The sequence below is a fragment of the Sphingomonas sp. Leaf67 genome (assembly GCF_001421965.1).
Classification (GTDB): domain Bacteria; phylum Pseudomonadota; class Alphaproteobacteria; order Sphingomonadales; family Sphingomonadaceae; genus Sphingomonas.
The window spans coordinates 119579-145532 of record NZ_LMLP01000022.1 but is presented as its reverse complement, the minus strand read 5'-3'; the positions used below and the strand labels follow the sequence as shown (position 1 = coordinate 145532).

20 protein-coding genes are annotated in these 25954 nt (G+C 66.5%); 15 read left to right on the top strand and 5 right to left on the bottom strand.

Features of this window, described 5'->3' with window-relative positions; genetic code table 11:
* Positions 1-207 precede the first annotated feature (207 nt).
* Positions 208-1446, top strand: coding sequence for an MFS transporter (locus tag ASE90_RS15360; protein WP_156361616.1), 1239 nt, complete (start codon positions 208-210; stop codon positions 1444-1446).
* Here ASE90_RS15360 and ASE90_RS15355 read toward each other — a convergent pair.
* Positions 1373-2488, bottom strand: a complete 1116-nt coding sequence (locus ASE90_RS15355) for an ROK family transcriptional regulator (RefSeq protein ID WP_235531864.1) — start codon at positions 2486-2488, stop codon at positions 1373-1375. The genes ASE90_RS15360 and ASE90_RS15355 overlap by 74 nt on opposite strands.
* Before the next feature lie 129 nt (positions 2489-2617).
* Here ASE90_RS15355 and ASE90_RS15350 point away from each other — a divergent pair, with 129 nt between their 5' ends.
* The 3 genes from ASE90_RS15350 to ASE90_RS15340 all read left to right on the top strand — a co-directional run bounded on the left by ASE90_RS15350 (position 2618) and on the right by ASE90_RS15340 (position 8002).
* Positions 2618-5356 carry a TonB-dependent receptor gene (locus ASE90_RS15350; RefSeq protein ID WP_082449864.1) on the top strand — a complete coding sequence of 913 codons (2739 nt, stop codon included), beginning with the start codon at positions 2618-2620 and terminating at the stop codon, positions 5354-5356.
* Positions 5353-6495: a hypothetical protein gene (locus ASE90_RS15345; protein WP_162235107.1), complete on the top strand. Its 1143-nt coding sequence runs from the start codon at positions 5353-5355 to the stop codon at positions 6493-6495. Before ASE90_RS15350 ends, ASE90_RS15345 begins: the two co-directional genes overlap by 4 nt.
* 295 nt (positions 6496-6790) lie before the next feature.
* Complete coding sequence (locus ASE90_RS15340; protein ID WP_056002672.1) at positions 6791-8002, top strand: M23 family metallopeptidase; 1212 nt, start codon at positions 6791-6793, stop codon at positions 8000-8002.
* Between the two features lie 447 nt (positions 8003-8449).
* On the opposite strand, the gene ASE90_RS15335 is transcribed toward ASE90_RS15340, so the two are convergent.
* Positions 8450-9004, bottom strand: a complete 555-nt coding sequence (locus tag ASE90_RS15335) for a septal ring lytic transglycosylase RlpA family protein (RefSeq protein WP_056002669.1) — start codon at positions 9002-9004, stop codon at positions 8450-8452.
* 84 nt (positions 9005-9088) lie between these two features.
* Here ASE90_RS15335 and ASE90_RS15330 point away from each other — a divergent pair, with 84 nt between their 5' ends.
* The 6 genes from ASE90_RS15330 to dacB all read left to right on the top strand — a co-directional run bounded on the left by ASE90_RS15330 (position 9089) and on the right by dacB (position 15183).
* On the top strand, positions 9089-10198 hold the full coding sequence (locus ASE90_RS15330; RefSeq protein WP_056002666.1) for an S-(hydroxymethyl)glutathione dehydrogenase/class III alcohol dehydrogenase: 1110 nt from the start codon (positions 9089-9091) through the stop codon (positions 10196-10198).
* Positions 10199-10253: 55 nt separating this feature from the next.
* Complete coding sequence (locus ASE90_RS15325; protein ID WP_056002663.1) at positions 10254-11264, top strand: aldo/keto reductase; 1011 nt, start codon at positions 10254-10256, stop codon at positions 11262-11264.
* Complete coding sequence (locus ASE90_RS15320; RefSeq protein ID WP_056002662.1) at positions 11261-11992, top strand: SDR family oxidoreductase; 732 nt, start codon at positions 11261-11263, stop codon at positions 11990-11992. The genes ASE90_RS15325 and ASE90_RS15320 overlap by 4 nt, the downstream gene beginning before the upstream one ends.
* Positions 11989-12333: an L-rhamnose mutarotase gene (locus tag ASE90_RS15315; protein ID WP_056002660.1), complete on the top strand. Its 345-nt coding sequence runs from the start codon at positions 11989-11991 to the stop codon at positions 12331-12333. The genes ASE90_RS15320 and ASE90_RS15315 overlap by 4 nt, the downstream gene beginning before the upstream one ends.
* 125 nt (positions 12334-12458) lie before the next feature.
* Entirely contained in the window at positions 12459-13778 is a 1320-nt protein-coding gene (gene fucP / locus ASE90_RS15310) for an L-fucose:H+ symporter permease (protein ID WP_082449862.1), read from the top strand.
* Between the two features lie 4 nt (positions 13779-13782).
* A complete protein-coding gene (gene dacB / locus ASE90_RS15305; RefSeq protein ID WP_056002657.1) occupies positions 13783-15183 on the top strand; it encodes a D-alanyl-D-alanine carboxypeptidase/D-alanyl-D-alanine-endopeptidase in 1401 nt (466 codons plus the stop codon).
* Positions 15184-15270: 87 nt separating this feature from the next.
* On the opposite strand, the gene ASE90_RS15300 is transcribed toward dacB, so the two are convergent.
* Complete coding sequence (locus ASE90_RS15300) at positions 15271-16200, bottom strand: DUF808 domain-containing protein (protein WP_056002654.1); 930 nt, start codon at positions 16198-16200, stop codon at positions 15271-15273.
* A gap of 193 nt (positions 16201-16393) precedes the next feature.
* Between ASE90_RS15300 and ASE90_RS20055 the strand changes: the two genes are divergently transcribed.
* The 3 genes from ASE90_RS20055 to ASE90_RS15290 all read left to right on the top strand — a co-directional run bounded on the left by ASE90_RS20055 (position 16394) and on the right by ASE90_RS15290 (position 19989).
* Positions 16394-16594, top strand: a complete 201-nt coding sequence (locus tag ASE90_RS20055) for a hypothetical protein (RefSeq protein ID WP_156361613.1) — start codon at positions 16394-16396, stop codon at positions 16592-16594.
* Positions 16595-16746: 152 nt separating this feature from the next.
* Complete coding sequence (locus ASE90_RS15295; protein WP_056002652.1) at positions 16747-18765, top strand: methyl-accepting chemotaxis protein; 2019 nt, start codon at positions 16747-16749, stop codon at positions 18763-18765.
* 60 nt (positions 18766-18825) lie between these two features.
* On the top strand, positions 18826-19989 hold the full coding sequence (locus ASE90_RS15290; protein WP_056002650.1) for a carbohydrate porin: 1164 nt from the start codon (positions 18826-18828) through the stop codon (positions 19987-19989).
* A gap of 15 nt (positions 19990-20004) precedes the next feature.
* Here the strand turns inward: ASE90_RS15290 and ASE90_RS15285 are convergent, their stop codons facing one another.
* Positions 20005-20568 carry a CAP domain-containing protein gene (locus ASE90_RS15285; protein ID WP_235531863.1) on the bottom strand — a complete coding sequence of 188 codons (564 nt, stop codon included), beginning with the start codon at positions 20566-20568 and terminating at the stop codon, positions 20005-20007.
* A 20-nt stretch (positions 20569-20588) separates the two neighbouring features.
* Between ASE90_RS15285 and hemW the strand changes: the two genes are divergently transcribed.
* Together hemW and ASE90_RS15275 are read left to right on the top strand one after the other, a co-directional pair.
* Positions 20589-21752 (top strand): radical SAM family heme chaperone HemW, encoded by a 1164-nt coding sequence (gene hemW, locus ASE90_RS15280; protein ID WP_056002643.1) that lies wholly within the window; start codon positions 20589-20591, stop codon positions 21750-21752.
* 61 nt (positions 21753-21813) lie between these two features.
* Positions 21814-22818: a N(4)-(beta-N-acetylglucosaminyl)-L-asparaginase gene (locus ASE90_RS15275; protein ID WP_321163793.1), complete on the top strand. Its 1005-nt coding sequence runs from the start codon at positions 21814-21816 to the stop codon at positions 22816-22818.
* A gap of 60 nt (positions 22819-22878) precedes the next feature.
* Here the strand turns inward: ASE90_RS15275 and ASE90_RS15270 are convergent, their stop codons facing one another.
* Entirely contained in the window at positions 22879-25899 is a 3021-nt protein-coding gene (locus tag ASE90_RS15270) for a TonB-dependent receptor domain-containing protein (RefSeq protein ID WP_082449861.1), read from the bottom strand.
* Between the last annotated feature and the right edge of the window lie 55 nt (positions 25900-25954).

The following is a 25954-nucleotide window of genomic DNA, read 5'->3' as shown; positions in this document are numbered from 1 at the left end:
GCGATCCGCTCCGACCTGCGCTGGCGTCCGGACGGCTTGGAGTTCGCCTGCTGGAATGGCGGGCGTTACACAAAAGGGGCACAGATATGCGCTAGTGTCCGGTGACGGGGGTGCTGTTGCCCTCGCTCCGTCGATGGGACTGCGCAAGAGAGGATGGTAGCCCACAGCCCGAAGGGTCGACCGCGACGATGGCTGGCAGCGTCGACGATGCCTTACCTGCTCGCTCACTTCGCCAAGAGCCAGCTATGGCACGCCAGCACGTTGTTGTTCGCCTTCTTCCTGACCGAGGCTTGCGGACTTGGTGCCAGATCGATGGGCTCGATCATGGCCGGGTCGCTCGCCCTCAACGGCGCAATCGATGCCGCGCTCGGCCTGCGGTGGCGTACGAGGGTGGTCAGTACCGTCGAAGCATTGCGTCTTCAGGCGTGGGGTGCGCCGGTGACCTGCCTGTTCTTCCTGCTGTTCTGCGCGACGCCGCTGATCGCGCCCGGTTTCCGACTGGCCTGGGCTCTCGCGATGCTGGTGGCTTTTCGAGCCAGCTATCCCAGCATCGACGTACCCCAGAACGCCGTGGTCGCGCTTGCCGCTCTCACCGATGATGCGCCATGCGCATTGCTCGCCAGGCGCAACATCGCGTCGGGACTTGCAGCTCTTGCCGTGGGAGGGCTTGCAGCACCGCTGCTGATCGAGGGTCGCGGCGCTTCTGTCTGGATCGTCTGGGCAGGATGCCTCTCGATACTCGCCTGCGGCACCGCATGGCTGTTGCGGCGTACGGGAATGACCGGTGCCGGCGCTTCGGCGGCATCGGAAGCGCATTCCATGCAGAGGTTGCCATTCGTCGCGATCCTCGCGGCGCTCACCGTGATGATGACGGGCACCGCGATCTTTCGCACGCTGGAGCCCTATCATGCGGCCTTTGCCGGCAATGGCGTGGGGCTGCTGCTCTGGGCAGCGGTCGGCGGACTGGTCAGCCAGATGCTTTGGTTCGCCGGGCGGCACAGGATCGGCGTTACCAGCATTCTGATGATTGCCGCGTCGCTTCTGGGGCTGGCAGCCGCCGGCCTTCTGCAGGCGACATCGCCCGGCGCGGTCACGGCAGGCATGGGGTTCGGCATGGGAACCGGCGGCTTATGGCTGGTGCTGTGGTCGGCGATGATGAACCACGCGGCAACGGGACGAGCCACCGTCTATGTTGGCGTTTTTACCGGCGTATCGAAATGCGCACAGGCTGCGGCCCTGTTGCTGCTCAGCCAGGTGCTGGCGGCCTCCCCCTATCGCGATACGCTGGCCGATCCGTGGTCCGTGCCGTCGCTGCTGATGGTCGGCGCGATCGGAGCGATCGGAGCGACGGCGCTCGCGCTGGCATATGCATTCAATCGAACAGCGTGCGATGAAAGACGAGCGACGCCGCACCCAACGGTCCGGCCAGATCGGGTTCCAAGCTAGCGACATCGAGCAGCGTCATCGGCGCGCGTGTCGCGCGCCGGTCGGTCAGCGTCGTTTCCGGCCATTCCACGGCATCGACGATCCGACGCGCGAGCACGCGCGGCAGACGGCCGCCCAGGATCATGGCCTCGCAATCCAGCGTGCGGCGAAGCACCCCGAACAGATAGGAAAAGCTCGGCTGATGCTCGGCCAGCCAGGCTTCGACGCCGGGCCATGCCGGATCGAACCGTGCGACCATGTCGGCGATCCCCGCGGTCGGCACGGCGTGGTCGGCCAGACAGGCACGCAACGTGGCAAGATTGGGCGTAACCCGCCCCGCCATCGGAAAGAGGCCCGCGATTTCTCCCGCATTGCCGTGTCGCCCGCGCATCAGCACGCCGTCGACGATGATCCCGGCGCCGAAGCCCGACGCGACGTTGATGTAGCAGGAACTGCCATAGCGGGAGCCGACGCCGAGCATCCGTTCACCCAATGCCGCGGCGCTGGCGATATTCTCCACCACGACGGGCAAGGCGAGCCTGCGCGATGCGTCCGCGCGCAGATCGACCAGTGCCCAATCCTCCAGTTCCCCGGACGGATTGACCATGTCGGGTCCGACGAAAAAACCCGCGACGGCGATGCCGAGGCCGTTCAGCCGGGATGGTTCGATGCCCAGCGAAGACAGCGCTTCGGTCCCGAACGCCGCTGCGGCGTCCAGCAGGGCCGCGCGGGGCATTCCCGGCATCGTGATCTCGGCGCGTGCCCGAACGCATCCCGCCAGGTCGAGCAGGACGACATCGGCGCGATCGGTCATCACCGACAGGCCGAGGGCAAAGGCGGCGTCCGGTACGATATGGATGATATTGCTGGGTTGTCCCCGCCCTGCCGCGACGGTTTCGCCGGCACGGGCCAGTCCGGCAATCTCCAGTTCCTCCGTCGCGCGGAAAATCGCCGTGCCGGAAAGACCCGTCTCGCGGATCAGGACCGCACGCGAGACGCTGCCATGCCGTCTGATCGCGGCGAGCACGGTGCGCGCGCGCGCGGAAACGCCTGCCGCTTTCATGAAACGCCTCTTCATCATGTGCCGTCGCTAACGACCGCAACGAAAATCCGCCAGTTTCGCCGCACTGTCAAATTAATATCATACAACGTGATATATATACCGTGGCAGGAAATGGGGGACTGATTCGAAATGCGTTACCAAAGCCGCTGGGTTCACGGCCTGCTTGCAGGCACCATGCTGACCAGCACTGCCGCACTGGCGCAGTCGTATGCGCCTGCCGTGGGTCCCGACCAGTCGGCAGTCGCCGACGCCGGAGACGGTCAGGAGATCGTCGTCACCGGCTTTCGCGCTTCGCAGCGTTCGGCGACCAGAGCCAAGCGCGACTCTGCCGTAATCCTCGACGCCGTGTCGCAGGACGATGTGGGGCGGCTGCCCGACCTCAACATCGTCGAGGCGAGCCGGCGGATCACCGGCGTTTCGGTGGTCGGCGGCGCCGATCCGACCAAGAACCGCGACATCTACCAGCGCGCGACGATCCGCGGGCTCGATCCCAAATACAATCTGGTGACGATCGACGGCATTCCGCTGGCCTCGCCCGACTGGGTGTTCCGTGGTGCGCGTCTGGACATGCTGCCGTCGTCGCTCGTGTCGCGGATCGAGGCGATCAAGAGCGTCACCGCGCAATATGATCCGCACGCGCTGGGCGGGCAGATCAACATCGTGTCCAAGAGCGCCTTCGACGGTCGCGGCGACCGGTTCTTCGTGATGAACGCCAATGGCGGCTACAACGACACCACCGGCAAGCTCATTCGCGATGGCGGGGCGTCGATCCGGGCGGACGCGACCGGCGCGCTGCGCTTCGGTGCCGACCGGACGTTCGGGGTCGTCGCGTCGGTGGAATATCAGCGGTTGCCGTCCAGCGCGCGCGCCGAACTGCCCGGCGACAGCAACGGCGCGGGTTGGTCGTATTTCACCGCGGCGGGCGCACGGACGCCGTTCCCGAACCGGTCGAACGGTTTGCTGGTGCCGGTGCGCAATCAGGATTATTTCTTCGAGAACATGCGAACCCGGCTCAGCGGCAATCTGAAGCTGGAATGGAAGCCCGACGCTGCGACCGACGTGTCGCTGTTCGGTGGCTATTACCGCGACAAGGATACCGAGACACGGTATGAAATCCTGACGTTGCCGACCGGTGCGCCCACCGCCGTCACCGCGACGAGCGGCGCGTTCGCACAGGGCGATCTTCAGCAGGGGCTGACCTATCAGCCGGTCCAGCGCGATACCTGGCTGATCGATGCGAAGGGGCGGCATGATTTCGGCGACGGCATCGTGCTCGACACGACACTGGCGCGTTCGACGGCGCAGTATCGCGAGCTGCGCGAGATGATCAAATACGACACCAATCCGCGCGCCGGCACGTCGTCGGCGGGATTCCTGCCGGCGTTCGGTTATGGCTATACCATTACCAACGGTCGTCCGCGGCTGACGATCAACAATATCACGGCCGCGAACGATCCGGACAGCTACCGCGCACTCTATTATCGCAGCATCAACCGCGATCTCGATTCCACCGTCGATTTCGGCAAGGTCAATCTCGGCATCAACGCGACCGCCGACGATCGGGGTTTCGGGGCCAATATGGGCGCGGCGGTCACGCGCACCGACCTGTCCTACGACCAGCGCTACACCGAATATGTCCCCGCCACTGTCGCAGGGCAGACAACCGCCGGGACGCTGCGCGGCATCCTCTACGACACGAATCCGACGGCCTATCTGACACCGGCGGTTCGCTATCTCCTGATCGACCGGCCGGCGGCATGGCAGCGTTTCGACGCCAATCGCGGCGCGTTCACCACCACCGATCAACGCGCCAACAACGCCGCCGACGACTTCCGCGACCTGGAAACGACGAAAGCGGTCTATGCGCAGGCACTGTTCCGCGCCGATCGGTTCGATGTGCAGGCGGGCGTCCGCTACGATGCGACGAACCTCGTCATCGATACCAACGCCCCGGTCCGGGCGGGCGCATCCGACTATCGATCGACACGGCGCACGACCGACTATGCCTATTGGCTGCCCTCGGCGCTGGCGACCTACCAGCTTGGCGACGGGATGCGGGTACGCGCGGGCGTATCGAAGACGATCGGCCGCCCCGATTACAGCCAATATGCCGCCCGCACCTCGTTCGGGATCGGCACCGACGGCACGCTGACGATCAACACGGGCAACCCCGACCTGAAACCGCGCGAGGCGTGGAATTACGACCTGTCCTATGAATGGTATATGGGCGCGGGCATGCTGTCGGTCGCCGGGTTCGTCAAGGACATCCGGAACGAGATCTTCACGAGCAGCCAGCAAGGTCCGGTCACCACCTTTCAGGGCGTGACGTATCAAAGCGTCTTCGTCAGCACGCCGCGCAATGCCGCCGGGGCGAAGATCAAGGGGCTGGAAATCGGCTATACGCTGGATCGTATCGCCGCGCTGCCGGGCCTTGGCTTCAACGCGAACGTCACGCTGCTCGACGGATCGTACCGCCAACCGGTCAGTGCCGCAGGCGTCGCGGCCGGTCTGCCCGCAACCCGCGAGACGAGCGGGCTGATCCAGCAGCCGGACTACATCGCCAATCTCACCGTCTTCTACGCCACCGGGCCGGTCGAACTGCGCGCCTCGTACAACCGTATCGGCCGCGCGCTGCAATCGGCGGATGGCGACACGCCGACGCGCGACCTGTATCAGGAGCCACGCCAGCAGGTCGACGTGCAGGCACGGCTGGCCGTGCGCGAAGGTGTGGAACTGGTCGGGCAGGTCCAGAACCTGACCAAGGCGCCGTTCGTCGTCCGGCAAGGCACGGGCCGCGACTATCTGAACTACTATTTCCCGGTCGGGCGCACGTTCTGGCTCGGCCTGTCGTGGAAGCCGAACTGGTGAAGCGGGCATCGCTCCTTCTCGTGCTGGCGGGACTTTGCGCGTCCCCCTCACCGGCCCTGCCCGCTGACGGGCAGCCGGCGGACACCGTGCGGATCGTCCTGAAGTTCGTGAAGCGCCGTCCCGCAACCGGACCCGTCGCGCGGTTCGATCCGGCGTCCTGCCCGTCCTGCACGGCGGTCGCCACGCCCCTGTTCAATGCGGAGAATGCGCGCGAGACGGTCATCGCGCTGAACGTTCCGCGTCGACGGTCGCTGGAACTCGCCTTCCGGGGGGCGGGCGACGCCGTGCGCCGGGTCATTCTGGAGGGTGGCGACCTGCCGTTCGAGGCGGACGGGGGGCGCATCATCGTGCCGGTGCCGCCGGTTGCCGTGGACGCGGTGACGGCGGGGGAGGTCGCGACGCACATCGTCGAGCCGGGCATGGTCCTGCGTTTCGAGCATGCCGATCCGGCGCGACGGGCCGGATTCTATGCGACGGGGCCGTTCCCCGACGTGCAACGCCGCGCCGCCAACGTCCTCGAATTCGCGCAACGCGAAGTCGTTCGCGAACTGGGGTTGGGCGAACAGGTCGAACGGGAGCATCTGGGGCGTATCCAGATCATGGGGTTCGACACCAACGCCCCCCATGGTCACACCGACGCCCCGCCGCACATGCACATGCATCTGCGCTGGCCGGGCAATACGGGAACGCAGATCGGGCATTATTATATCGGTGCCGATGGCCTGCTGACCCATAATCAGGTGGGCGTGAAGGACATTCCCGGCAGGGAGCGCCGGTTCGAACGGGGCGAGCCTTTCACGACGGTGGGCCCGAACGGCCACGGGGTCTATACCCACCGCATCACGACCGAAGGCTGGCTGGAACTCGGCCGGGCCGGAGATGCGCCGTGTCTGATCCGGCCTGACGGCGGAACCGGGTTCGGGTCGGGTGCGACGATCCGGTGCGCCGGGCACCCGGAAGTACGTATCAGGGTGGAGGACGATCGATCGCGCGGCGTCATCACCGTGGCAACTGGCGATGTAACCGAAACCTTCCGGTACGACATCGACACAGGGGCATTGATCTCGCCCGCCGCCGTCGCGCCGCCCGGCCCTTCCGTCTATCAGGACGAGCCCGCCGACCCGATACCGACCAGATGATCGTCGATGCCGACCAGCAGGGGATGTCCGGCGGACGGAGCGGGCCGATCCAACCGATCCCGACATATGCCAGACCTGCACGACGAACTCTGTCGCCTTGTTCTGTCATGCGGGAACCGGGCTTCAAGGGTTTGTCGCCCATGCCGGTGGGCTGATATCGTCGGCCGACGACCGGCGATCGGTCGACCTGCAACGTCGCGCGCCGGTGGTGTGGAATGCGACCCGAAGCAGTCACCATGACATGCTGCCGGAAACCATGGTACCGCATTCGCCTCTCGCCAGAACGGGGTGCCGTGTGAAACGATTTGAAGGCTCGATCGTAACGCTGCTGGTGCTCGCCCTCCCGAATGCGGCGACCGCGCAGTCGACGGCTGTTCCGTCGGTGGCCGCCACCGCGGGACCGGTGATCCATCAGGCCCAGGTCGAGGCACGCATTCCCTTCGCACCGCACATCGTGACCGGCAGCGACGGACAGACGCATCTCGCGTACGAGTTGCGGATCACCAGCTTCCAGTCCGATGACAACCCGCTCAGACTGATACGACTGGCCACATTCACCGGCGCCGACACGGTCGCGTCGAGCGTCGTCGAGGGCGCCGGCCTCCAGCGACTGCGCAACAAGCCCGCTGCAGAGGGCGACCCCATCGACAGCCTGCCGATCGCATCGGGCCGCACGCTGTCGCTGTTCCTGTGGCTGACCCTGCCCGCCGGGACGAGGACCGCGAGCCTGCGGCACCAGCTGACCTTCGTGACGGCCAAGGGTGAGATCCAGCGCGCCGACGACGTACGCGCGGCTGTCGTCGAAACCCCGGCCGTCCGGATCGGTCCGCCCCTGCGCGGGGGACGCTGGCTGGCGGTCGACGGGCCGGGCAATCCCCTGTCGCATCACTGGGGCAGTCCCGTCGCGATCAACGGCAAGTTGTCCATTCCGCAGCGGTTCGCGATCGACTGGTTCGGGCTCGACGACGGCAACCATTCCCTGCGCGGCAGACATGCAGCGCTTACCGACACCGTCGACGCGGATTGGGTCGGCTACGGCAAGGACGTTCTCGCCGTGGCCGATGGCGTCGTCGTCGATGCCCGTGACGGCATTGCCAACGGCGAACCGCTGCGCCCGCTGGAAACGCCCGACGACCTTACCGCCCGCACGTTGTACGGCAATTTCGTGATCCTTGCGATCGCACCCGGCGTCTATGCGCATTACGCCCATCTCCGGCAGGGCAGCGTGACCATGCGCCCCGGAATGCACGTCAGGAAGGGCGACGTGATCGGCCGCCTCGGCCAGACCGGTGCCGCTGGCGCGCCCCATCTCCATTTCCACATCAGCGACCGGTCGACGTTCGAGGGATCGGAAGGGCTCCCCTTCGTCATCGATGGCTTCACCCTGTATGGACGGGAAAGCGTCGAGGACAGCTTCGACCCGACGATAGCGCGCCCGCTGGCAACGCGGCCGGCATCGCACACGAACGAAATGCCCCTCGACGGTGACATCCTGGGGTTTCGCTGAACGATTCGTTGCCGCCGCCTTCCCGATCGGGAACCTCCTGGCGGCAAATTAACGCTGCCGACCGCATGGATACGCGCCCCCTCGGAACGGTGGGTTTCCCATAATCCGTTCCCGGATGCTTCTTCCCGAAATGGTGCATCGAATATGGGATATCGGGACAGACGGAGAGGCCGATCAGGGTCGGGCACCGGTATGGAACGGGCTGGCCCCAGCTGTAATCCGCGCAAGGCCGGCGGTGGCCGGCGCCACCCCCGATCGGAACGGTGAGTGACGTCCGCCGGGGCCGACGAACAGGACCAGAATAGTCACTTTCCTACAGCGCCACGAAACGCCACGATCGCGCAGGGTTCGCTCGCCCACCGTTCTTTCCCATCGCCGCTACGTTTGAGAAACGACCGCGCCGCCAATTGCGTGCGAGTGTGACCTTTGTGACCTTTGGCTTGCGCGCTACAGCCCGCTCGCGCGCAACTGCGCCCGCAAATTGGCCCGCATCCGCTCGTCCACCGGCGGCAGTTCGCGCGCGCTCTTGCCCTTGCGCAGCCGCGCCCGGTCGCGCTCGTCGGGCGACACCACCCGCACCCGCACCGGCACCACGCCGGCCCCCCGCACGCCCAGCGCCTCGGCCGCACCGCGCGACAGGTCGAGGATGCGCCCGCGCCCGGTGAACGGCCCGCGATCATTGACCCGCACCAGCACCCGCCGCCCGCTGTCGAGCGCGGTCACCTCGACATAGCTCGGCAGCGGCAGCGTGGTGTGCGCGGCGGTGACCCAGCCGGGCCGGAACCGCTCGCCATTGGCGGTGCGCCCGCCCGACTCGCTGCCATACCAGCTCGCCAGCCCCAGCATGTCATATGCCGGATCGACGGCGGGCGCATAAGTGACGCCGCGCACCTGATAGGGCCGACCGACCTTGACCACCGCATCGCTGACCGGCCGGTACCCGCCACCGGCACAGGCCGAGAGCAACAGGGCGGCACAGGGCAGGAGCGAACGTGCAAGCATGGCGTTGCCTCCTAGCGCACCACCGCCCCCTTGCCGACCCCCGTCCGCGCCCGCTAGTCCCACGGCACCCCAAGGAGACGCCCCATGAAGACCCGTGCCGCCGTCGCGTTCGAAGCCAAGCGCCCGCTCGAAATCGTCGAACTCGACCTCGAAGGCCCCAAGGCCGGCGAGGTGCTGATCGAGATCATGGCGACCGGCATCTGCCATACCGATGCCTATACGCTCGACGGGCTCGACAGCGAGGGGCTGTTCCCCTCGGTGCTCGGCCATGAGGGCGCGGGGATCGTGCGCGAGGTCGGCGCGGGCGTGACCAGTGTCGCGGTCGGCGACCACGTCATCCCGCTCTACACCCCCGAATGCCGCCAGTGTAAGTCGTGCCTGTCGGGCAAGACCAACCTGTGCACCGCGATCCGCGCGACGCAAGGGAAAGGGCTGATGCCCGACGGTACCACCCGCTTCAGCTACAAGGGCCAGCCCATCTATCATTATATGGGCTGCTCGACCTTCTCGAACTTCACCGTCCTGCCCGAGATCGCGGTCGCCAAGATCCGCGAGGACGCGCCGTTCCAGACCAGCTGCTATGTCGGCTGCGGCGTCACCACCGGCGTCGGGGCGGTGGTCAACACCGCCAAGGTCGCACCTGGCGACAATATCATCGTCTTCGGTCTGGGCGGCATCGGCCTAAACGTGTTGCAGGGCGCGCGCATGGCCGGTGCGAACATGATCGTCGGCGTCGACATCAACCCCGCGCGCGAGGAATGGGGCCGCCGCTTCGGCATGACCCATTTCGTCAATCCCAGGGACGTGGACGGCGACATCGTCCAGCATCTGGTCGCGCTGACCGATGGCGGGGCGGACTATACGTTCGACTGCACCGGCAATACGCAGGTGATGCGACAGGCGCTGGAGGCATGCCATCGCGGCTGGGGCACCAGCATCATCATCGGTGTGGCCGAAGCGGGCAAGGAAATCGCCACCCGTCCGTTCCAGCTGGTCACCGGCCGCAACTGGCGCGGTACCGCGTTCGGCGGGGCGAAGGGCCGGACCGACGTGCCGAAGATCGTCGACTGGTATATGAACGGCAAGATCGAGATCGACCCGATGATCACCCATGTCCTGTCGCTGGACGAGATCAACAGGGGCTTCGACCTGATGCATGCCGGGGAAAGCATCCGCTCGGTCGTCGTATATTGATTTGGTTTTGACAGGTGAAATTTCTTCGCGAATATAAGCGGAGAGAGGACACGCGATGACCGCAGGGCAGCGTCCCGCCAAGCTCGGCTTCGGCGGGGCGGCGATCGGTAATCTATATCGTCCGGTCGGCACGGATGCCGCCCGGGCAACGATCGACGCCGCATGGGATCACGGCATCCGCGCATTCGACACCGCGCCGCATTACGGCTTCGGCCTGTCCGAACGGCGGCTGGGCGATGCGCTGGCGGAGCGCGATCCGGGCGGCACCGCCTTCGTGTCGACCAAGGTCGGACGCGTCCTGCAACCGGTGCCCGACCGCGATCTCGCCACCGAACGACAGGGCTTCGTGTCGCCCGAGCCGGTCGAGAGCGCGTTCGACTATTCGCGCGACGGCGTACTGCGGTCGTTCGATGCCAGCCGCGCCCGGTTGCGGCGCGATCGCATCGACTTGTTGCTCGCGCATGATCTGGGCGCGATGACCCATGGTGCCGATGCCGCCGCACGGATGGCGACCTTTCTCGACGGCGGTTATCCGGCGATGCGGAGCTTGCGCGACGCGGGCGCGATCGGCGGGATCGGCATCGGCGTCAACGAGATCGCGGTGTGCGAGGAACTGCTCGACCGGGTCGAACTGGACGCGATCCTGCTCGCCGGCCGCTACACGCTGCTCGAACAGGGCGCGCTCGACACGCTGCTGCCGCGCTGCGAGGCGATGGGCGTCCGCCTGATCCTCGGCGGGCCGTATAATTCGGGCATTCTCGCCACCGGCACCGGCGGCGACGCGCGCTATAACTACGAAGCGCCACCCGCTGATATCGTCCGCCGGGTCGATGCGATCGCCGCGATCTGCGCACGCCACGCCGTGCCGATGGCGGCCGCGGCGCTGCAATTCGCGATGGCGCATCCCGCCGTCGACACCGTCATTCCGGGCATGGCCGACGCGCAGGAAGTCGCGCAGGCGGTGACGCTCGCCACCCTGTCGCTGCCCCCCGCGCTGTGGCACGATCTGGTCGACGCCGGTCTGGTCCGCGCCGACGCCCCCGTTCCTTCCTCGGAGACCGCATGACCCGTCTGTCCGGCAAAACCGCCATCGTTACCGCCGCCGCGCAAGGGATCGGCCGCGCCGCCGCCGAACTGTTCGCCCGCGAAGGCGCGCGGGTGCTGGCGGTCGATATCAATGCCGACGCGCTCGCGACGCTCGATGGCTGCGAGGCGCACGTCGTCGACCTGCTCGACGCCCAGGCGATCCGGGATTTCGCCGGCCGGGTCGGCGCGGTCGATATCCTGTTCAACTGTGCGGGCTTCGTCCATGCCGGCACGATCCTGACCACCGAAGAAGCCGATTGGGACTTCAGCTTCGACCTGAACGTCCGCGCGCAATACCGCCTGATCCGCGCCCTGCTGCCGGCGATGATCGACGCGGGCGGCGGGTCGATCGTCAACATGTCGTCGGTCGCCAGCCATGTGATCGCGGTGCCCAACCGTTTCGTCTATACCGCGTCGAAGGCGGCGGTGATCGGCCTGACCAAGTCGGTGGCGCTCGATTTCGTCGGACAGGGTATCCGCTGCAACGCGATCTGCCCCGGCACCGTCCAGTCGCCGTCGCTCGAGGAACGCATGGCCGCGACCGGCGACGCCGACGCCGCGCGCGCGTCGTTCACCGCCCGCCAGCCGATGGGGCGGCTGGGCCGGGCGGAGGAAATCGCCGAACTGGCGCTGTACCTTGCCTCCGATGCATCGTCCTACACCACCGGCGCGGTGCATGTGATCGATGGCGGCTGGTCGAACGCATGATCCATGTCCTGACCCTCGACCTCGCCGACGACGAAGCCGCCATCGCCGAGTACGAATACTGGCACCGGCCGGGCAACGTGCCCGCGCCCGTGCTGGCGTCGATCCGCGAGGCCGGGATCACGCAGATGGACATCTACCGCACCGGCAACCGGCTGGTGATGACGATGGTCGTCACCGATGCGTTCGATCCGGCGGCCAAGGCCGCTGCCGACCTCGCCGATCCCGACGTCGTCGCATGGGAAGCGAAGATGGGCCAGTTCCAGCGGGCATTGCCGCACGCCCCCGATGGCAGCCGCTGGACACCGATGACGCGCATCTTCCGCCTGACCGACCACGCATGACCCAGCGGTCGGGCCTGTCACCGTCTGGCTCTGCTGCTATCGACGACGGGTCGCCGTGCGTCTTGCCCGACCATCGGCGCTGACGACAAGAATGAACCCGGACTTCACCGGGCGGAGAGGAAGCCATGCCTATCCCGATCATCACCGCCCCATCGCCGCCGTCCGATGCCCGTGACGATCCCGGCGCGCGCCGCTTCATCACGCCGGGGTTCGGCGTAGGTTTTGCAGTGGTGGTCAGCCTGTTCTTCCTCTGGGCGATCGCGAACAACTTCAACGACATCCTGATCCGCCAGTTTCAAAAGGCGCTGGCGCTGAACCGGGCGGAGGCGGGCTTCATCCAGTTCGTCTTCTATCTCGGCTATTTCCTGATGGCGCTGCCCGCCGGAATCATCATGCGCCGCTTCGGGTATCGCGCCGGCATCCTGGCGGGCCTCGGCCTGTACGCGGTCGGCGCGCTGCTCTTCTATCCGGCGGCGGAACTCCGCGAATTTGCCGGGTTCCTCGCTGCGCTGTTCGTGCTGGCGGCGGGGGCGGCGTTCCTCGAAACGGCCGCCAACCCCTATATCGTCGCATTCGGCGATCCGGCGCGGGCCGAACAACGGCTCAATCTGGCGCAGGCATTCAATGGTCTGGGCGGTGCGATCGCCCCCAGCATCGGTGCATTGTTCATTTTTTCTGGCGTCGAGCATGATCGTGCGACGCTCGACGCGATGGCTCCCACTGCGCTCGAAGCCTATCGGGCAAGCGAGGCGCAGATGGTGCAGCTGCCTTATTTGGTGCTGGCCGGGGTCGTCATACTCATCGCGGTCGCGGTGGCGGTGGTTCGCCTGCCCGATATCGCCCATGATACGCGCGGCGGCACGCTGGCGGGGCTGAAGTCGGTGATCGGTGTCCGGACGCTGCGCTGGGCGGTCGTCGCACAATTCTTCTATGTCGGGGCGCAGGTCGGGGTGTGGAGCTTCTTCGTCGATTTCGTGAAGTCGTTGAGCCCCGCGACGCCCGAGCGCGACGCTGCCTATCTGCTGTCGATCAGCCTGGCGCTGTTTCTTGCCGGGCGGCTCGTCGGGACGCTGTTGATGCAGAAGGTCGCGGCGACGCGGCTGCTGGCAGGATTTGCGTTGGCCAACATCGTGTTGACGCTGGTCGCCGCGCTGGCCGGGGGCATGGTCGCGATCGGGGCGCTGCTGCTGACCGGCTTCTTCATGTCGATCATGTTTCCGACGATCTTCTCGCTGGGGGTGCGCGATCTGGGACCGCAGGCGACGCTGGGCGCGCCGCTGATCGTAATGGCGATCATCGGCGGCGCGCTATTCCCGCCGGCTATGGGATTGCTGAGCCACGATATCCTGTCGATCCAGACGACGATGCTAATACCGTGCCTGTCGTTTGCGGTCGTGCTGGCGTTCGCGCTGGCGATGCGCCGCAAGGCCGTTTCAGGGGGGTAGGCATATGCGATACGGGCGGGCGGGGTTGGCGGGCGCGGCGCTGTGGCTGACGGCGGCGGCACCCGATCCCGGCGTCGAGGCGGCGGTGCGCGCCGCGCTGGCCCAGGCCCCGGTGGGAACGCGGTTCGGCCTGGTCATCCGCGATGCGGCGGGCGTCGAGCGCGTCGCGATCGATCCCGACCATCGCTTCGTACCCGCTTCGAATACCAAGATTTTCACGACCATCGCCGCCTTTGCCTATCTGGCGGTGACGGGACCGGACGATGCCCGGACGGGCGTGCGGACCGAGGGGCATGACGTGGTGCTGATGGGTGCGGGCGATGCGCGGCTGTCGTCGGCGGAGGATTGTCGCAGCGACTGCCTGACCACGCTGGCCGATGCGGTGGCGGCGACCACGCGGATGGTGGGGGACGTGATCGGCGACGACAGCCGGTTTCCCGACCAGCGCTGGTCGCCGGGCATGGGGTGGAACAATATCGCCACCCGGTCGGGCACCGGCATTTCCGCGCTGTCGCTGGACGATAACGAACTGGTCCTGACCGTCCGTACCGAGGGTGGTCGGGCGGTGGTACGCGGTTCGGATTATTACCGGATCGACAACCGGCTGAGGGTCGGGGCGCGCAACGCCATCGGCTATGACCGGATGCCGGGCAGCGATCTGCTGCGGGTGTCGGGGACGGTCGCCACGGGGGACGGCGAGCGCATCAGGGTCGGGATCGACGACCCCGCGCACTATGCGGCGTGGAAGTTTGCGAAGGTGTTACGTGACAGGGGGGTAAGGGTCACCGGCAAGGTGGCGGTGCGCCACCGGCCCCATGTCCCGGCGGAGGATGGGGCAGTCGTCGAACGTGGCACATTCCCGCCGATGTTGGCACAGGTGCAGCCCGGACCGCTGGTCGAGGACATTGCGCTCACCAACAAGGTCAGCCAGAATCTGCATGCCGAACTGTTGCTGCGCCGGATCGGCGCGGTTCGGGGAACCGGATCGATCGCCGACGGGCTGAAGAAGGTCGGCGCGATCATGACGCTGGCCGGCGTGCCGCGCACCGCATGGGATCTGTCGGACGGGTCGGGCATGTCGACCTATAACCGGGTCACGCCGCGGGCGATGGTCGCGCTGATCGGCTGGGCACGGGCGCAACCATGGGGCGCGGCGTGGCTGGAGACGCTGCCGGTCGCAGGCGTCGACGGCACGCTGGCGCGGCGGTTCCGCGACACGCCGCTGGCGGGCAGGCTGCGCGCCAAGACCGGATCGCTGTCGGGTACCTCCGCGCTGGCGGGGACGATGACCGGAGCGAGCGGGCAGACGCTGACCTTCGCGCTCTATGCCAACGACATTCCCGAAGGCGCGTCGGCGACGGCGGCGATGGATGCGGCATTGAACGCGGCGGCGGCGGGGCTGTAGCGCGGGGGACGGAGTCCTCGACGGACGCTTCTCGACAAGCTCGAAGCGAACGGGATTTCATTGGAAAGGAGTGAATACCCCTCCCGGTCAATGCTTGCGCGGGATCATGTGCAGCACGCCGGCGATGATCGCGCCGATGACGATACCGACCACCGCCGACAGCGCGGCGTTGACGATCCAGTTCGCGACACCGCCGATCGCGGGCAGCGCCTCTGCGGCGTGATGCGCGATATCGTGGATCAGGTGCGGCAGGGCGACCAAGCCGAACTCCTCCATACCATGCACGATGATCTGCCCGCCGACCCACAGCATCGCGGCGGTACCGATCAGCGCCAGCGCCTTCAGCAGTACCGGCATCGCCTTGACCAGCCCGCGCCCGATCGTCTGCGCGACAGCACTGGAACGACGGGCGAGCGCAAGGCCGATATCGTCCATCTTCACGATCAGCGCGACAACGCCGTACACCCCGACCGTGATCGCGATGCCGACCGCTGCCAGCACCACCGCCTGCATCCACACCGGCATGTCGGGCAGCTCGTTCAGCGCGATAATCATGATCTCCGCCGACAGGATCAGGTCGGTGCGGATCGCGCCGCTGACCTGGGTCCGTTCCATCTCGGCGGGATCGGTGGTGGTTGCCGCTTCCTCGTCCGCGTGACCGCCAAGCCATGGGGCAAGGATCTTTTCCGCCGCCTCGAAACACAGGAACGCGCCACCCAGCATCAGGATCGGGGTGATCGCCCATGGCGCGAACACCTTCAGCAGCAGCGCGGCGGGCAACAGGATCAGCAGCTTGTTCTTGAGCGATCCCAGCGCGATCTTGCCGATGATCGGCAGTTCGCGCGCGGGCGACAGGCCGACGACATAGCGCGGCGTCACCGCCGCATCGTCGATCACCACACCCGCCGCCTTGGCCCCGGCGCGGCTGGCCGCCGCGGTCACATCGTCGAGCGACGCCGCCGCCAGCTTCGCGATCGCCGCGACGTCGTCGAGCAGTGCCACCAATCCGCCAGCCATCAACAATCCCCTTGTTCCGAGACCAGACCGGTAGCGGCACCCGTGCGGCAACGCCATGGAAAGCGTGACCGCAAATATATTCCTCCGCCGTTACGGGGCTTCGGGAAACCGCCCGCACCGGCGATCTCCGCCCGGTGACGCACCAGCCCGTTGCACCGTCGTCCATTCGCGGGCCGTCGCGGGATCGGCGACGATGCGGCATTCGGTCGCGCCGCGTGACGTAACGACAACGTCCGTCGGCTGGACGAAGGACGCATGCTGCCGTCCTCTTCCAAAGTTTGTGCAGCGCAAAAAGATCGGGATGACTGCGTTAACCATCTTCCGTTCCGGCAGGGCGATCGGGGGATACGCGGAAAACGGCTACATCATTGCCGAAATTACCTTTCCGCGATGAACATTCCTGCATCGGGCAGGAATTTTTCCAAACACCTCCGATCATGCTGCGCCACGTTAATCTTGATATCTGCAATCCTAAGATGGTCCGAACCAAATGTTAAACCGCTTCGCGCTTGGGTGACCGCATAGTCGTACCATCAGGAAGGCAACATGCGCGCAACGATCAAGATGAAATTGGGAGCGACTTTTGCGGTCGTTTTGCTGTTACTGACCGGCATCGTCGGCCTCGGCGTATCGCAACTGTCGTCGATCAGCGATTCGATGAGCAATCTGGTCGACGACCCCGCCACTGCGCTCGACCGCATCCAGCAGTTCAACGACGCGTCGACATCGGCGGTGGTGGCGGAAAAGAACCTCGCCCTGACCAGCGATGCGCAGTTGAAGGCGGCGCAGATGGAGGAATTGCGGCGACAGCGCGCGCGTGCGGACGAACTGATCGCCAAGGCGCCGCCGATGGCCGACGAAACCGACATTGAACAATATGCCAAGATCCGCGAACAATGGAACGCGTACAAGGCGACCGCCGACAAGGCGATCGAACTGGCGCTCCAGAACAAGAATATGGAGGCCGGGCAGATTTCGCTGGGCGCCGCGCGGACCGCAGCCACGCAGATGGGCGAGATGGTCGACGAAACGGTCGAGCGTCAGCGGGGCGAGATGAAGGAAGCCAATGACGAGGGCGATGCGCTCTATGCCAGCGCGCGCCTTTGGCTGATCGGCATCGCCCTTGTCGCCATCGCCATCGCCGTCGCCGGCGCATGGTGGATCAGCCACATCGTGTCGCAGGGACTGCGTCGGGTCGGTGTCGCGCTGGACGCGGTGGCGATCGGCGACCTCGACAAGGAAGTGCCCGTCACCAGCAACGACGAGATCAAGGATCTGGTCGATACCGTGAACCGCATGACCGAGTCGTTGCGCAAGTCCGCGGCGCTGGCCGATACGATCGCGCTGGGCGACCTGTCGGTCGATCACAAGCCGCTGTCGGAACAGGACAAGCTGGGCTTTGCGATGGTCGCGATGGTCGATGGCCTGCGCAAATCGGCGGCGCTGGCCGACACGATCGCGCTGGGTGACCTGTCGGTCGATCACAAGCCGCTGTCCGACAAGGACCGGTTGGGCCATGCGATGGTGTCGATGGTCACCGGTCTGCGTAAATCGGCGACGCTGGCCGATGCGATCGCCAAGGGCGACCTGACCGTCGATCACACGCCGCTGTCCGACAAGGACCAGCTGGGCCATGCGATGGTGTCGATGGTCGAGCGGCTGCGCGGCGTGGTCGGCGATGCGAGCGGTGCCGCCGACAATGTCGCGGCGGGCAGCCAGCAGCTCTCTGCTTCGTCGGAACAGGTGAGCCAGGGCGCGACCGAACAGGCGGCGGCGGCCGAGGAAGCATCGGCGTCGATGGAGCAGATGGCCGCCAACATCAAACAGAATGCCGACAATGCCGCCCAGACCGAAAAGATCGCGCGCCAGTCGTCGAAGGATGCCGAGGCCAGCGGTGTCGCGGTCGAACGCGCCGTGGGTGCGATGCGGACGATCGCGCAGAAGATCGGCATCGTGCAGGAAATCGCCCGCCAGACCGACCTGCTGGCGCTGAACGCAGCGGTCGAAGCGGCCCGGGCTGGTGAACATGGTCGCGGCTTTGCGGTCGTCGCTTCGGAAGTCCGCAAGCTGGCCGAACGCAGCCAGACCGCGGCGGCCGAGATCAGCGCGGTATCGGGCGACACGGTGCAGGCAGCGGCACAGGCCGGCGAGATGCTGACCAAGCTGGTCCCCGATATCCGCCGGACCGCCGAACTGGTGTCCGAAATCAGCGCGGCCTGCCGCGAACAGGACATCGGTGCGTCGCAGATCAACCAGGCGCTGCAACAGCTGGATCAGGTAACGCAGCAGAACGCATCGGCATCCGAACAGATCACCTCGACCTCCGAGGAACTGGCCGGACAGGCGGAAGAACTGCAGTCGAGCATTGCCTTCTTCCGGATCGACGCAGCCGGTGGATCGGCCCGTGCCAAGCCGGCCCCCAAGCCGCAGGGCAAACCCGCGTCCAAGGCCAGGGCGAAGACCAATACGGTTGCCGACCAACAGGCCCGTGCCCGTGGCTTCGCGCTCGATATGGCGCAGGGCGGACCCGATAGCGAAGACGCCGCCTTCGGTCAGGCCGCCTGACCCCGACAGGTGCCGCCGCCCGTCGCACCGGGCGGCGGCCATGCACCATGAGGAGCGAACATGTTTCGGCTATCGATCATCGGCCTTGCCACGCTGGCTTTGACCGGTGTTGCTACCCCCGCCCGGGCGCAGGACGACGCGCCGGCATCCGCCTTGTCGCTCGACCTCGCCTATAAGGGCGATGTCGTCGGGGTCGCGGCAGGCGAGACGCGGGGGGCGCGCTATCTCGACAATCTCGACGTGGTCGCCGCACTCGACCTCGACCGGGCGGTCGGCTGGCGCGGCGGCAGCGCCGTTGTCAGCCTGCTCAACAATCTGGGCGGGCGGCCCAACGACCTGGCCGGTACCTTGCAGGGCGTCGACAATATCGAGGTCGGCGCGCCCGGGCTGCTGCTGTACCAGGCATGGTTCCAGCAGAGTTTTGCCGACGACCGGCTGTCGATACTGGTCGGCAAATACGACCTGAACAGCGAATTCTATGCCGGCGATGCCGCCGCGCACCTGATCGCGCCGGCCTTCGGCATCGGATCGGAACTGGCCGCGACCGGGCCCAACGGACCGTCGATCTTTCCGCGCACCGACCTTGCCATTCGCCTGCGCGCCGGGGACGAGCGGCACTATGTGCAGGCGGTGGCGATCCGCGCGCCGCGCGGCACCGCCGATACCGGCCGCGAACGATCGACGCTGTTCGTCGCCGAGGGCGGGTTGCAGGGCCGCACGGCGATCGGCATCGGCGGCTGGGCCTATAGCCGCCGCCAGCCGCGTATCGCGCCGCCGGGCGTCACCCTGGCCGATGGTGCCGCCGCGTCGCACGGCGTCTATCTACTGCTCGAACGGGATCTGGCGGGCGAGGCCGACAAGCCGGGCCACTGGCGCGCCTTTGCCCGCGCCGGATTGTCCGACGGGCGGACGACACCGTTCGCGGGCGGGTTTCAGATCGGCCTGACCGGACGCGGCATCGTGCCCGCCCGCCCCGACAGCCAGGTGTCGATCGGCATGGCCAGCGCCGATCTCAGCACCCCCTATCGCCGCGCCAATCCGGCGGGCGAACCGGCGCTGACCGGATCGGAGGGCATGATCGAGCTGACCTACAGCGACCGGATCGCGCCATTCCTGACGCTGCAACCCGATGTGCAATATGTCCGCCGCCCCGGGGGCTTGCGCGATGTCGATGACGCGCTAGTGCTGGGGTTGCGGGCGATCGTCGCGTGGAAGGTGCTGTAGGACCATCCCCGGCCCCTAATAGGCGCGCTGTCCCGCGACATTGCCGGCGGGCACGTAGCGGCACACGACATAGTCGTCGCGCGCGTTGCTCGCCTCGGCACAGCCGAACCGCTGCGCCGTCTGCCACATGATCTGGGTGTAGTGCCCGACATCGCCGAACTTGCCGGTGCGGGACACGGCGGGCAGCACGCCCGGCACATAGTCGCGCCGTTCGGCCACCCAATGCCCGACCATTTCGTCGTAGCGATAGGCGCCGCGCGTGCCGGTCCACAGATTCTCGCCCTGTTCGGGAACGCCGCGCGGTTGCGCCGAATGTTCGAACCGGCCGGTCTTTGCCAGCGTATCGGCATAGCGGGCGGCATCGTGCGCCAGTGCCGGGTCCCAGCCGAGCGGGGCCAGTCCCGCCGCCGCCCGCGCCGCCCGGTGGCCCGCGTCCATCGCCTGTCGCAACAGCGCCGGTCCGCGCGGTGCCGGCCCTTCGAACGCGCGCGGCTCGACGATGCGTTCGGGACCTGCCTCGCCGCCCGACGAACAGCCGGTCAGCAGCAAAACCGGCGCGAGTATTTGTATCGATCGCATGACGCCCATATGGGACGGCGATGGTGCCCGACCAACCTCCGCTCACGCTGCCGCCGCTGGCGCTCTACGTCCACTGGCCGTTCTGCGTGTCGAAATGCCCCTATTGCGACTTCAACAGTCATGTCCGCGATACGGTCGATCAGGCGGCGTGGTTGCAGGCGCTGCTCGCCGATCTGGCCCATGAGGTCGCCGCACTGCCCGACCGGCGGCTGGCGTCGATCTTTTTCGGGGGCGGCACGCCGTCGCTGATGCCGCCGGCGACCGTCGCCGCGATCATCGATGCCGCCTGCCGGGCATGGCCGCCGACCGACGATATCGAGATCACGCTGGAGGCGAATCCGTCCTCGGTCGAGGTCGCCCGCTTCGCCGATATCGCTGCCGCCGGGGTCAATCGCGTGTCGCTGGGCGTGCAGGCGTTGCACGACGACGCGCTTGCCTTTCTCGAACGCGCGCATGGCGTCGAGGAGGCGCTGGCCGCGCTCGGCGTCGCGCAGCGCCATTTCGCGCGGGTCAGTTTCGACCTGATCTATGCCCGGCCCGGCCAGTCGCTGGACCAATGGGAAGCCGAACTCGCCCGGGCGCTGTCGTTCGGGACCGAGCACCTCTCGCTGTACCAGCTGACCATCGAGCCGGGCACGCGCTTCGCGACGCTGGCGGCCAAGGGTGCGCTGACCCTGCCCGATCCCGACCTTGCCGCCGACCTGTTCGAAACCACGCAGGCGATGACGTCGGCCGCTGGCCTGCCGCTGTACGAGGTGTCGAACCATGCCCGGCCGGGGGCGGAGAGCCGCCACAACCTGACCTATTGGCGCTATCGCGACTATGCCGGCATCGGTCCGGGCGCGCATGGCCGGCGCGTGGGGCTGGCGACGGTCCGGCGCAAGAAGCCCGAGAATTGGATCGCGGCGGTGACGCGCAACGGCCACGGCATCGAACGCGAAGATGCGCTGACCCCCGACGAACGCGTGACCGAGGCGCTGGTGATGGGCCTGCGAATGCGCGAGGGGATCGACCTTGCCCGCGTCGCGGCGCTGGGCGAACGGCCGATCGATGCGGTGGTGCGTGCCCCGGCGGTGGCGCTGCTGGCGCGACAGGGGCTGGTGGCGCGTGACGGTGACCGCTTGGCCCTGACCGCGGCGGGGTTCCCGGTGCTCGACGCGGTGCTGCGCGAGATCGCGGTATAGGCTTGCCCCGCTCCCGGCGACTGCGCACAACTGCGCATCACCAGTAAAAACGGGGCCGCCCATGCCGACCATGCCGACCATCACCCGACGCACCGCGATCGCCGGTCTCGCCGCCGCCACCGCATCGGCGACCCTGCCCGCCCAGCCGCGTGGCCGGAGCGTCCTGCGCGTCGCTTCGACGTGGGACTTCGGTGCTGCCGCGAACGATGCCGCCGTCGCCCGGTTCAAGCGCGGCGGCACGCTGATCGACGCACTGGAAGCGGGGGCGCAGGTGCCCGAAGCCGACCTGACCAACCATTCGGTGGGCAAGGGCGGCTATCCGGATCGCGACGGTCGCGTCACGCTGGACGCCGTCATCATGGACGACAAGGGCCATGTCGGCGCGGTCGCGGCGATGGAGGATATCGCCCATCCGATTTCGGTCGCGCGCGCGGTGATGGAGCGCACCCCGCACACCTTCCTGGTCGGCGACGGTGCGCGGCAATTCGCGCTGGCCAACGGCTTCACCGCCGAGAAGCTGTTGACACCCGAAGCCGAGGCGGAATGGCGCAAATGGCTGAAGACGTCGAAATACGCGCCGGCCGCCAATAGCGAGAACGCCCGTGCCCCGCTCGGCGGGCCGCTCGACCATGACACGATCGGCATGATCGCGCGTGCGCCCGACGGATCGCTGGCCGGTGCCTGCACGACGTCGGGCATGGCGTTCAAGCTGCACGGCCGGGTGGGCGATTCGCCGCAGGTCGGCAGCGGCCTGTTCGTCGAGGCCGGGGTAGGTGCCGCAACCGCCACCGGTCTGGGCGAGGAAGTGACTCGGATCGCCGGCACCGCCCGCGTCGTATCGTCACTGCGCGCCGGCATGTCGCCCATGGCAGCCTGTCGCGAGGCGGTCGAGCATATCGCCCGGTTGCGCGGGTCGGCGCTCGACGGGGTGCAGGTCGGTTTCCTCGCGATGGACGCGCGTGGACAGGTCGGCGCCTTCGCGATCCTGCCGGGCTTCACCTATGCCGTCACCGGCGACGACGGACGCAGCACGGTTTCGAAGTCGGGGAGCCTGCGCAGCGCCTGACGCGAAAAGGCCCTGTCACCGCGATGGTGACAGGGCCAGTTCGTTACCCGAAAAGCAGGATCAGAAGTTAACGGTAGCGCCAATCGAAATCTGACGACCCAGCGAGTCGTAGCGCGCCGGGATCGTGTTGTTGCGCGCCAGCGATACGTCATAGGAGTTCGGCAGGATCGGCGGCACCTTGTCGAGAAGGTTGTTGGCGGAGAAACGGAGCGTGAACTGCCGCCCGACCGCGAACGTTGCCGCCAGATCGAAATAGCTGACCGGATCGAAGCGATAGAAGGTCTTGCGTGCGTCCTCCGGCGTACCGCCGACGGCGGGGTCGCCCGAGTTCTTGGCATGGGTCAGCGAGCCGACATAGCGCCAGTTGAACGAGATCGACGCGACCTTGTCCGGCGTGATGTAGGTGGTGCGCAAGCCATGGGTCCATTTCGGGATCAGCTGCCCGCAACCATTGCCGAAAAGCCCTGCGCAGTTGCGTTCGTCGCGGATCGGCGATTCCTGATTGCCAGCCAGCGTCGTCCACGATCCGTTAAAGATCCAGTCGAGCGTACCGAACCGGTCGATCGGCAGAACATACTGGCCCTGGAAGTCCCAACCATGCGCCTTGGTCTTGTACGTGTTGGTCGTACCCTGCTGGATATAGCCCGAGGTCGGATTGCTCGCCGGCGCGCTGTACAAAATACCGGTGGTCGGCGCGCGGACGATCTTGTCGCAGAAATACGAGTCGCCGCCTGACGTCAGACAGCCTTCCTGCCAATAGCTGTAATCCGCATAGCCGATCGAGTCGTCGATATCGATCAGGAAGCGATCGACCGAAAAGGTCAGCCCCGGCAGGAAGCGCGGCTTGAGCACCACCCCGAACGTCTTGGTCCAAGCGGTTTCGGGATCGACGGTAAAGCCGCCGGTGAACACCGTGCACTGGTTGTTCGGACAGTTCAGCGTAGGGCTGCCATACAGCGAATCCGCAAGGCCGGTGGCGCGACAGACATCGATCGACGCACGCGGTGCTACGGTTTGCGTGATGGTGCGCGTGGGATCAGTGGGATCGGGTACCTGAACGGTCGTGCTGGCGCAGAAGTCGTTCTGCGAACCGCCCTGCGTGCCGTATTGCCGCTGCGTCGCCTGCCGGATCTCGATCACGGTCGGTGCGCGCTGCGCCTTGTTGAACGCGCCGCGGAAGGTGACGTCCTGAATCGGAGCCCACAGCGCCTCGATCTTATACGTGCTGAACGTATCCGGATTGGTATCGTACTTCGACAGGCGATAGCCGGCATTGACCTGCAACAGATGGGTCCAGCGCTGTTTCTCGACCAGCGGCACCTGCACTTCGACGTTGGCTTCCTTCACGCTCTGGCGCAGCTGGAAGTTCTCGCCGCCATTCTGCTCACGGAACGCCTGGTTGGCGGTGCCGAGGAAACGGTCCTTGCGATATTCGGCCCCAATGGCGAATGCCACGCCCTGGTCCGCCCATGGCGCAGTGATACCGTACTTGCCCAGGTCACCCGACAGGTTGGCCACCACGTCGAACAACTGAGTGACGTTGCCGTACGTACCGTCGCGACCGCTGAACAGATAATCGTAGAGCGCCGTATTGTTGTTGTTCGCAGTGAAGGCATCGAACGGGACGCAGCCGTCGGCGGTACCCGTGGCGCACGTCGGCGTGCCACCCACGTTGACGACGTTCAGCGACCGGTTGATCTTCGCGAATTCCGGGAACGGACCATTGGTCACGTCCTGCTGACTGCGCACATAGACGCCGGCGACGTCATAGCTCCACGCTTCGGCGATGGTCCCGCGCACGCCACCGACAGCGCGAATGCCCTGATTCTCGTACAGATCGGCCGAATAGGGCAGCGCGTTAAAGCGATAGCGTACCTCGATCGGCAACAGCGTCGACGTACCCGCCGCCGTACCGCAGATCGCGGCCTGCTGTGCCGTCGACATCAGCGGGTTGTTGCAGTTCACGCTGAACGGGGTCGAACCATAGGCGGTGAAGCTGAACACCCGTGCCGGGAAACGATTGTACGACTTGTCCTTGAACCACAAGCCGTTACCATACAGCTCGACCGCGTCCGACAGCTTCAGCGATACGAACCCGCCGGCATTCAGGCGGTTGCTTTCGCGCTGGTACGAATACCCGTCGAACGGATTCGCCTGGATGCCCACGCCGAACGGAACGAACGTCCGGGTACCATCGGGGTTGTTGGCATAGACACGGTTCGCCTGCGTGCCGCCGCGCGGGCTAAGGTAACCGTACTGGGTGTAGGTCGAGGTCGAGCAGCTGAGCGGGCCATCGATCCCGGCCTCGACCAGCTGACATGCCGAGCTGGCGCGGGCATCGTAAGGGACCAGGTCAGCCTTGCGATAGTTGACGAAGCCCATGACGCTCAGCCGGTCGTCGAACAGTTTCGTGCCTGCCGACAGCGTCAAATCGACGCGCGCGCCGTCGTTGGTCAGGCCACGCGGCACCGGGAACCCCGCCGCGCGGGCATAGGGACTGACCAGCGTGTCCTTATTCTCGTGATTGTAGAAATTGTAGTTCGCATTCAGATTGATGCCGTCCAGGTCCTTGCGCAGGATGAAGTTGACGACCCCGGCGACGGCATCCGAGCCGTAGACCGACGATGCACCGCCGGAAAGGACGTCGATGCGTTCGATCAGCGCCACTGGGATCATACCGGCGTCGACGCCGTTCTGCGTACCCAGCCGCAATCCGTCGACCAGCGTCAGCGTGCGTTCGAAGCCGAGGCTGCGCAACTTGATCCGCTGGCGACCGTCCGAATCCTGATAATTCTGCTGCGCATCCGGTGCGATCTGCGGCAAGCGGTTGAGAACGTCCTCGACATTGACGGCCGCCTGCAAGCGGATTTCTTCCGACGTAACCGACTGGATCGGCGCGGCCGACGTGGCGTTGGGCCGACGTATACGCGTGCCGGTAACGACGATCGCGTCATCGTCCTTGTCGGTCGTCGCGGTGTTCGTATCGGGCAGTGCCTCTACGGGCACGACCTGCGCGTGGGCAGTACCAGCCAGCATCGTCGCGAGACAGGATGTGGCAAGCAGCTTCGTGATAGATTTCATTGATTCCCCCTTGTTGGCGCAGCGTCGCGCTTTTTGCTTGAGGAAGGGTCCGGCC

Coding starts and splice junctions, on each gene's coding strand:
- ASE90_RS15360 (WP_156361616.1), top strand. CDS start 208: ATGCCTTACCTGCTCGCTCACTTCGCCAAGAGCCAGCTATGGCACGCC.
- ASE90_RS15355 (WP_235531864.1), bottom strand. CDS start 2,488: ATGAAAGCGGCAGGCGTTTCCGCGCGCGCGCGCACCGTGCTCGCCGCG.
- ASE90_RS15350 (WP_082449864.1), top strand. CDS start 2,618: ATGCGTTACCAAAGCCGCTGGGTTCACGGCCTGCTTGCAGGCACCATG.
- ASE90_RS15335 (WP_056002669.1), bottom strand. CDS start 9,004: ATGCTTGCACGTTCGCTCCTGCCCTGTGCCGCCCTGTTGCTCTCGGCC.
- ASE90_RS15330 (WP_056002666.1), top strand. CDS start 9,089: ATGAAGACCCGTGCCGCCGTCGCGTTCGAAGCCAAGCGCCCGCTCGAA.
- ASE90_RS15325 (WP_056002663.1), top strand. CDS start 10,254: ATGACCGCAGGGCAGCGTCCCGCCAAGCTCGGCTTCGGCGGGGCGGCG.
- ASE90_RS15320 (WP_056002662.1), top strand. CDS start 11,261: ATGACCCGTCTGTCCGGCAAAACCGCCATCGTTACCGCCGCCGCGCAA.
- ASE90_RS15315 (WP_056002660.1), top strand. CDS start 11,989: ATGATCCATGTCCTGACCCTCGACCTCGCCGACGACGAAGCCGCCATC.
- fucP (WP_082449862.1), top strand. CDS start 12,459: ATGCCTATCCCGATCATCACCGCCCCATCGCCGCCGTCCGATGCCCGT.
- dacB (WP_056002657.1), top strand. CDS start 13,783: ATGCGATACGGGCGGGCGGGGTTGGCGGGCGCGGCGCTGTGGCTGACG.
- ASE90_RS15300 (WP_056002654.1), bottom strand. CDS start 16,200: ATGGCTGGCGGATTGGTGGCACTGCTCGACGACGTCGCGGCGATCGCG.
- ASE90_RS20055 (WP_156361613.1), top strand. CDS start 16,394: ATGCGGCATTCGGTCGCGCCGCGTGACGTAACGACAACGTCCGTCGGC.
- ASE90_RS15295 (WP_056002652.1), top strand. CDS start 16,747: ATGCGCGCAACGATCAAGATGAAATTGGGAGCGACTTTTGCGGTCGTT.
- ASE90_RS15290 (WP_056002650.1), top strand. CDS start 18,826: ATGTTTCGGCTATCGATCATCGGCCTTGCCACGCTGGCTTTGACCGGT.
- ASE90_RS15285 (WP_235531863.1), bottom strand. CDS start 20,568: ATGCGATCGATACAAATACTCGCGCCGGTTTTGCTGCTGACCGGCTGT.
- hemW (WP_056002643.1), top strand. CDS start 20,589: ATGGTGCCCGACCAACCTCCGCTCACGCTGCCGCCGCTGGCGCTCTAC.
- ASE90_RS15275 (WP_321163793.1), top strand. CDS start 21,814: ATGCCGACCATGCCGACCATCACCCGACGCACCGCGATCGCCGGTCTC.
- ASE90_RS15270 (WP_082449861.1), bottom strand. CDS start 25,899: ATGAAATCTATCACGAAGCTGCTTGCCACATCCTGTCTCGCGACGATG.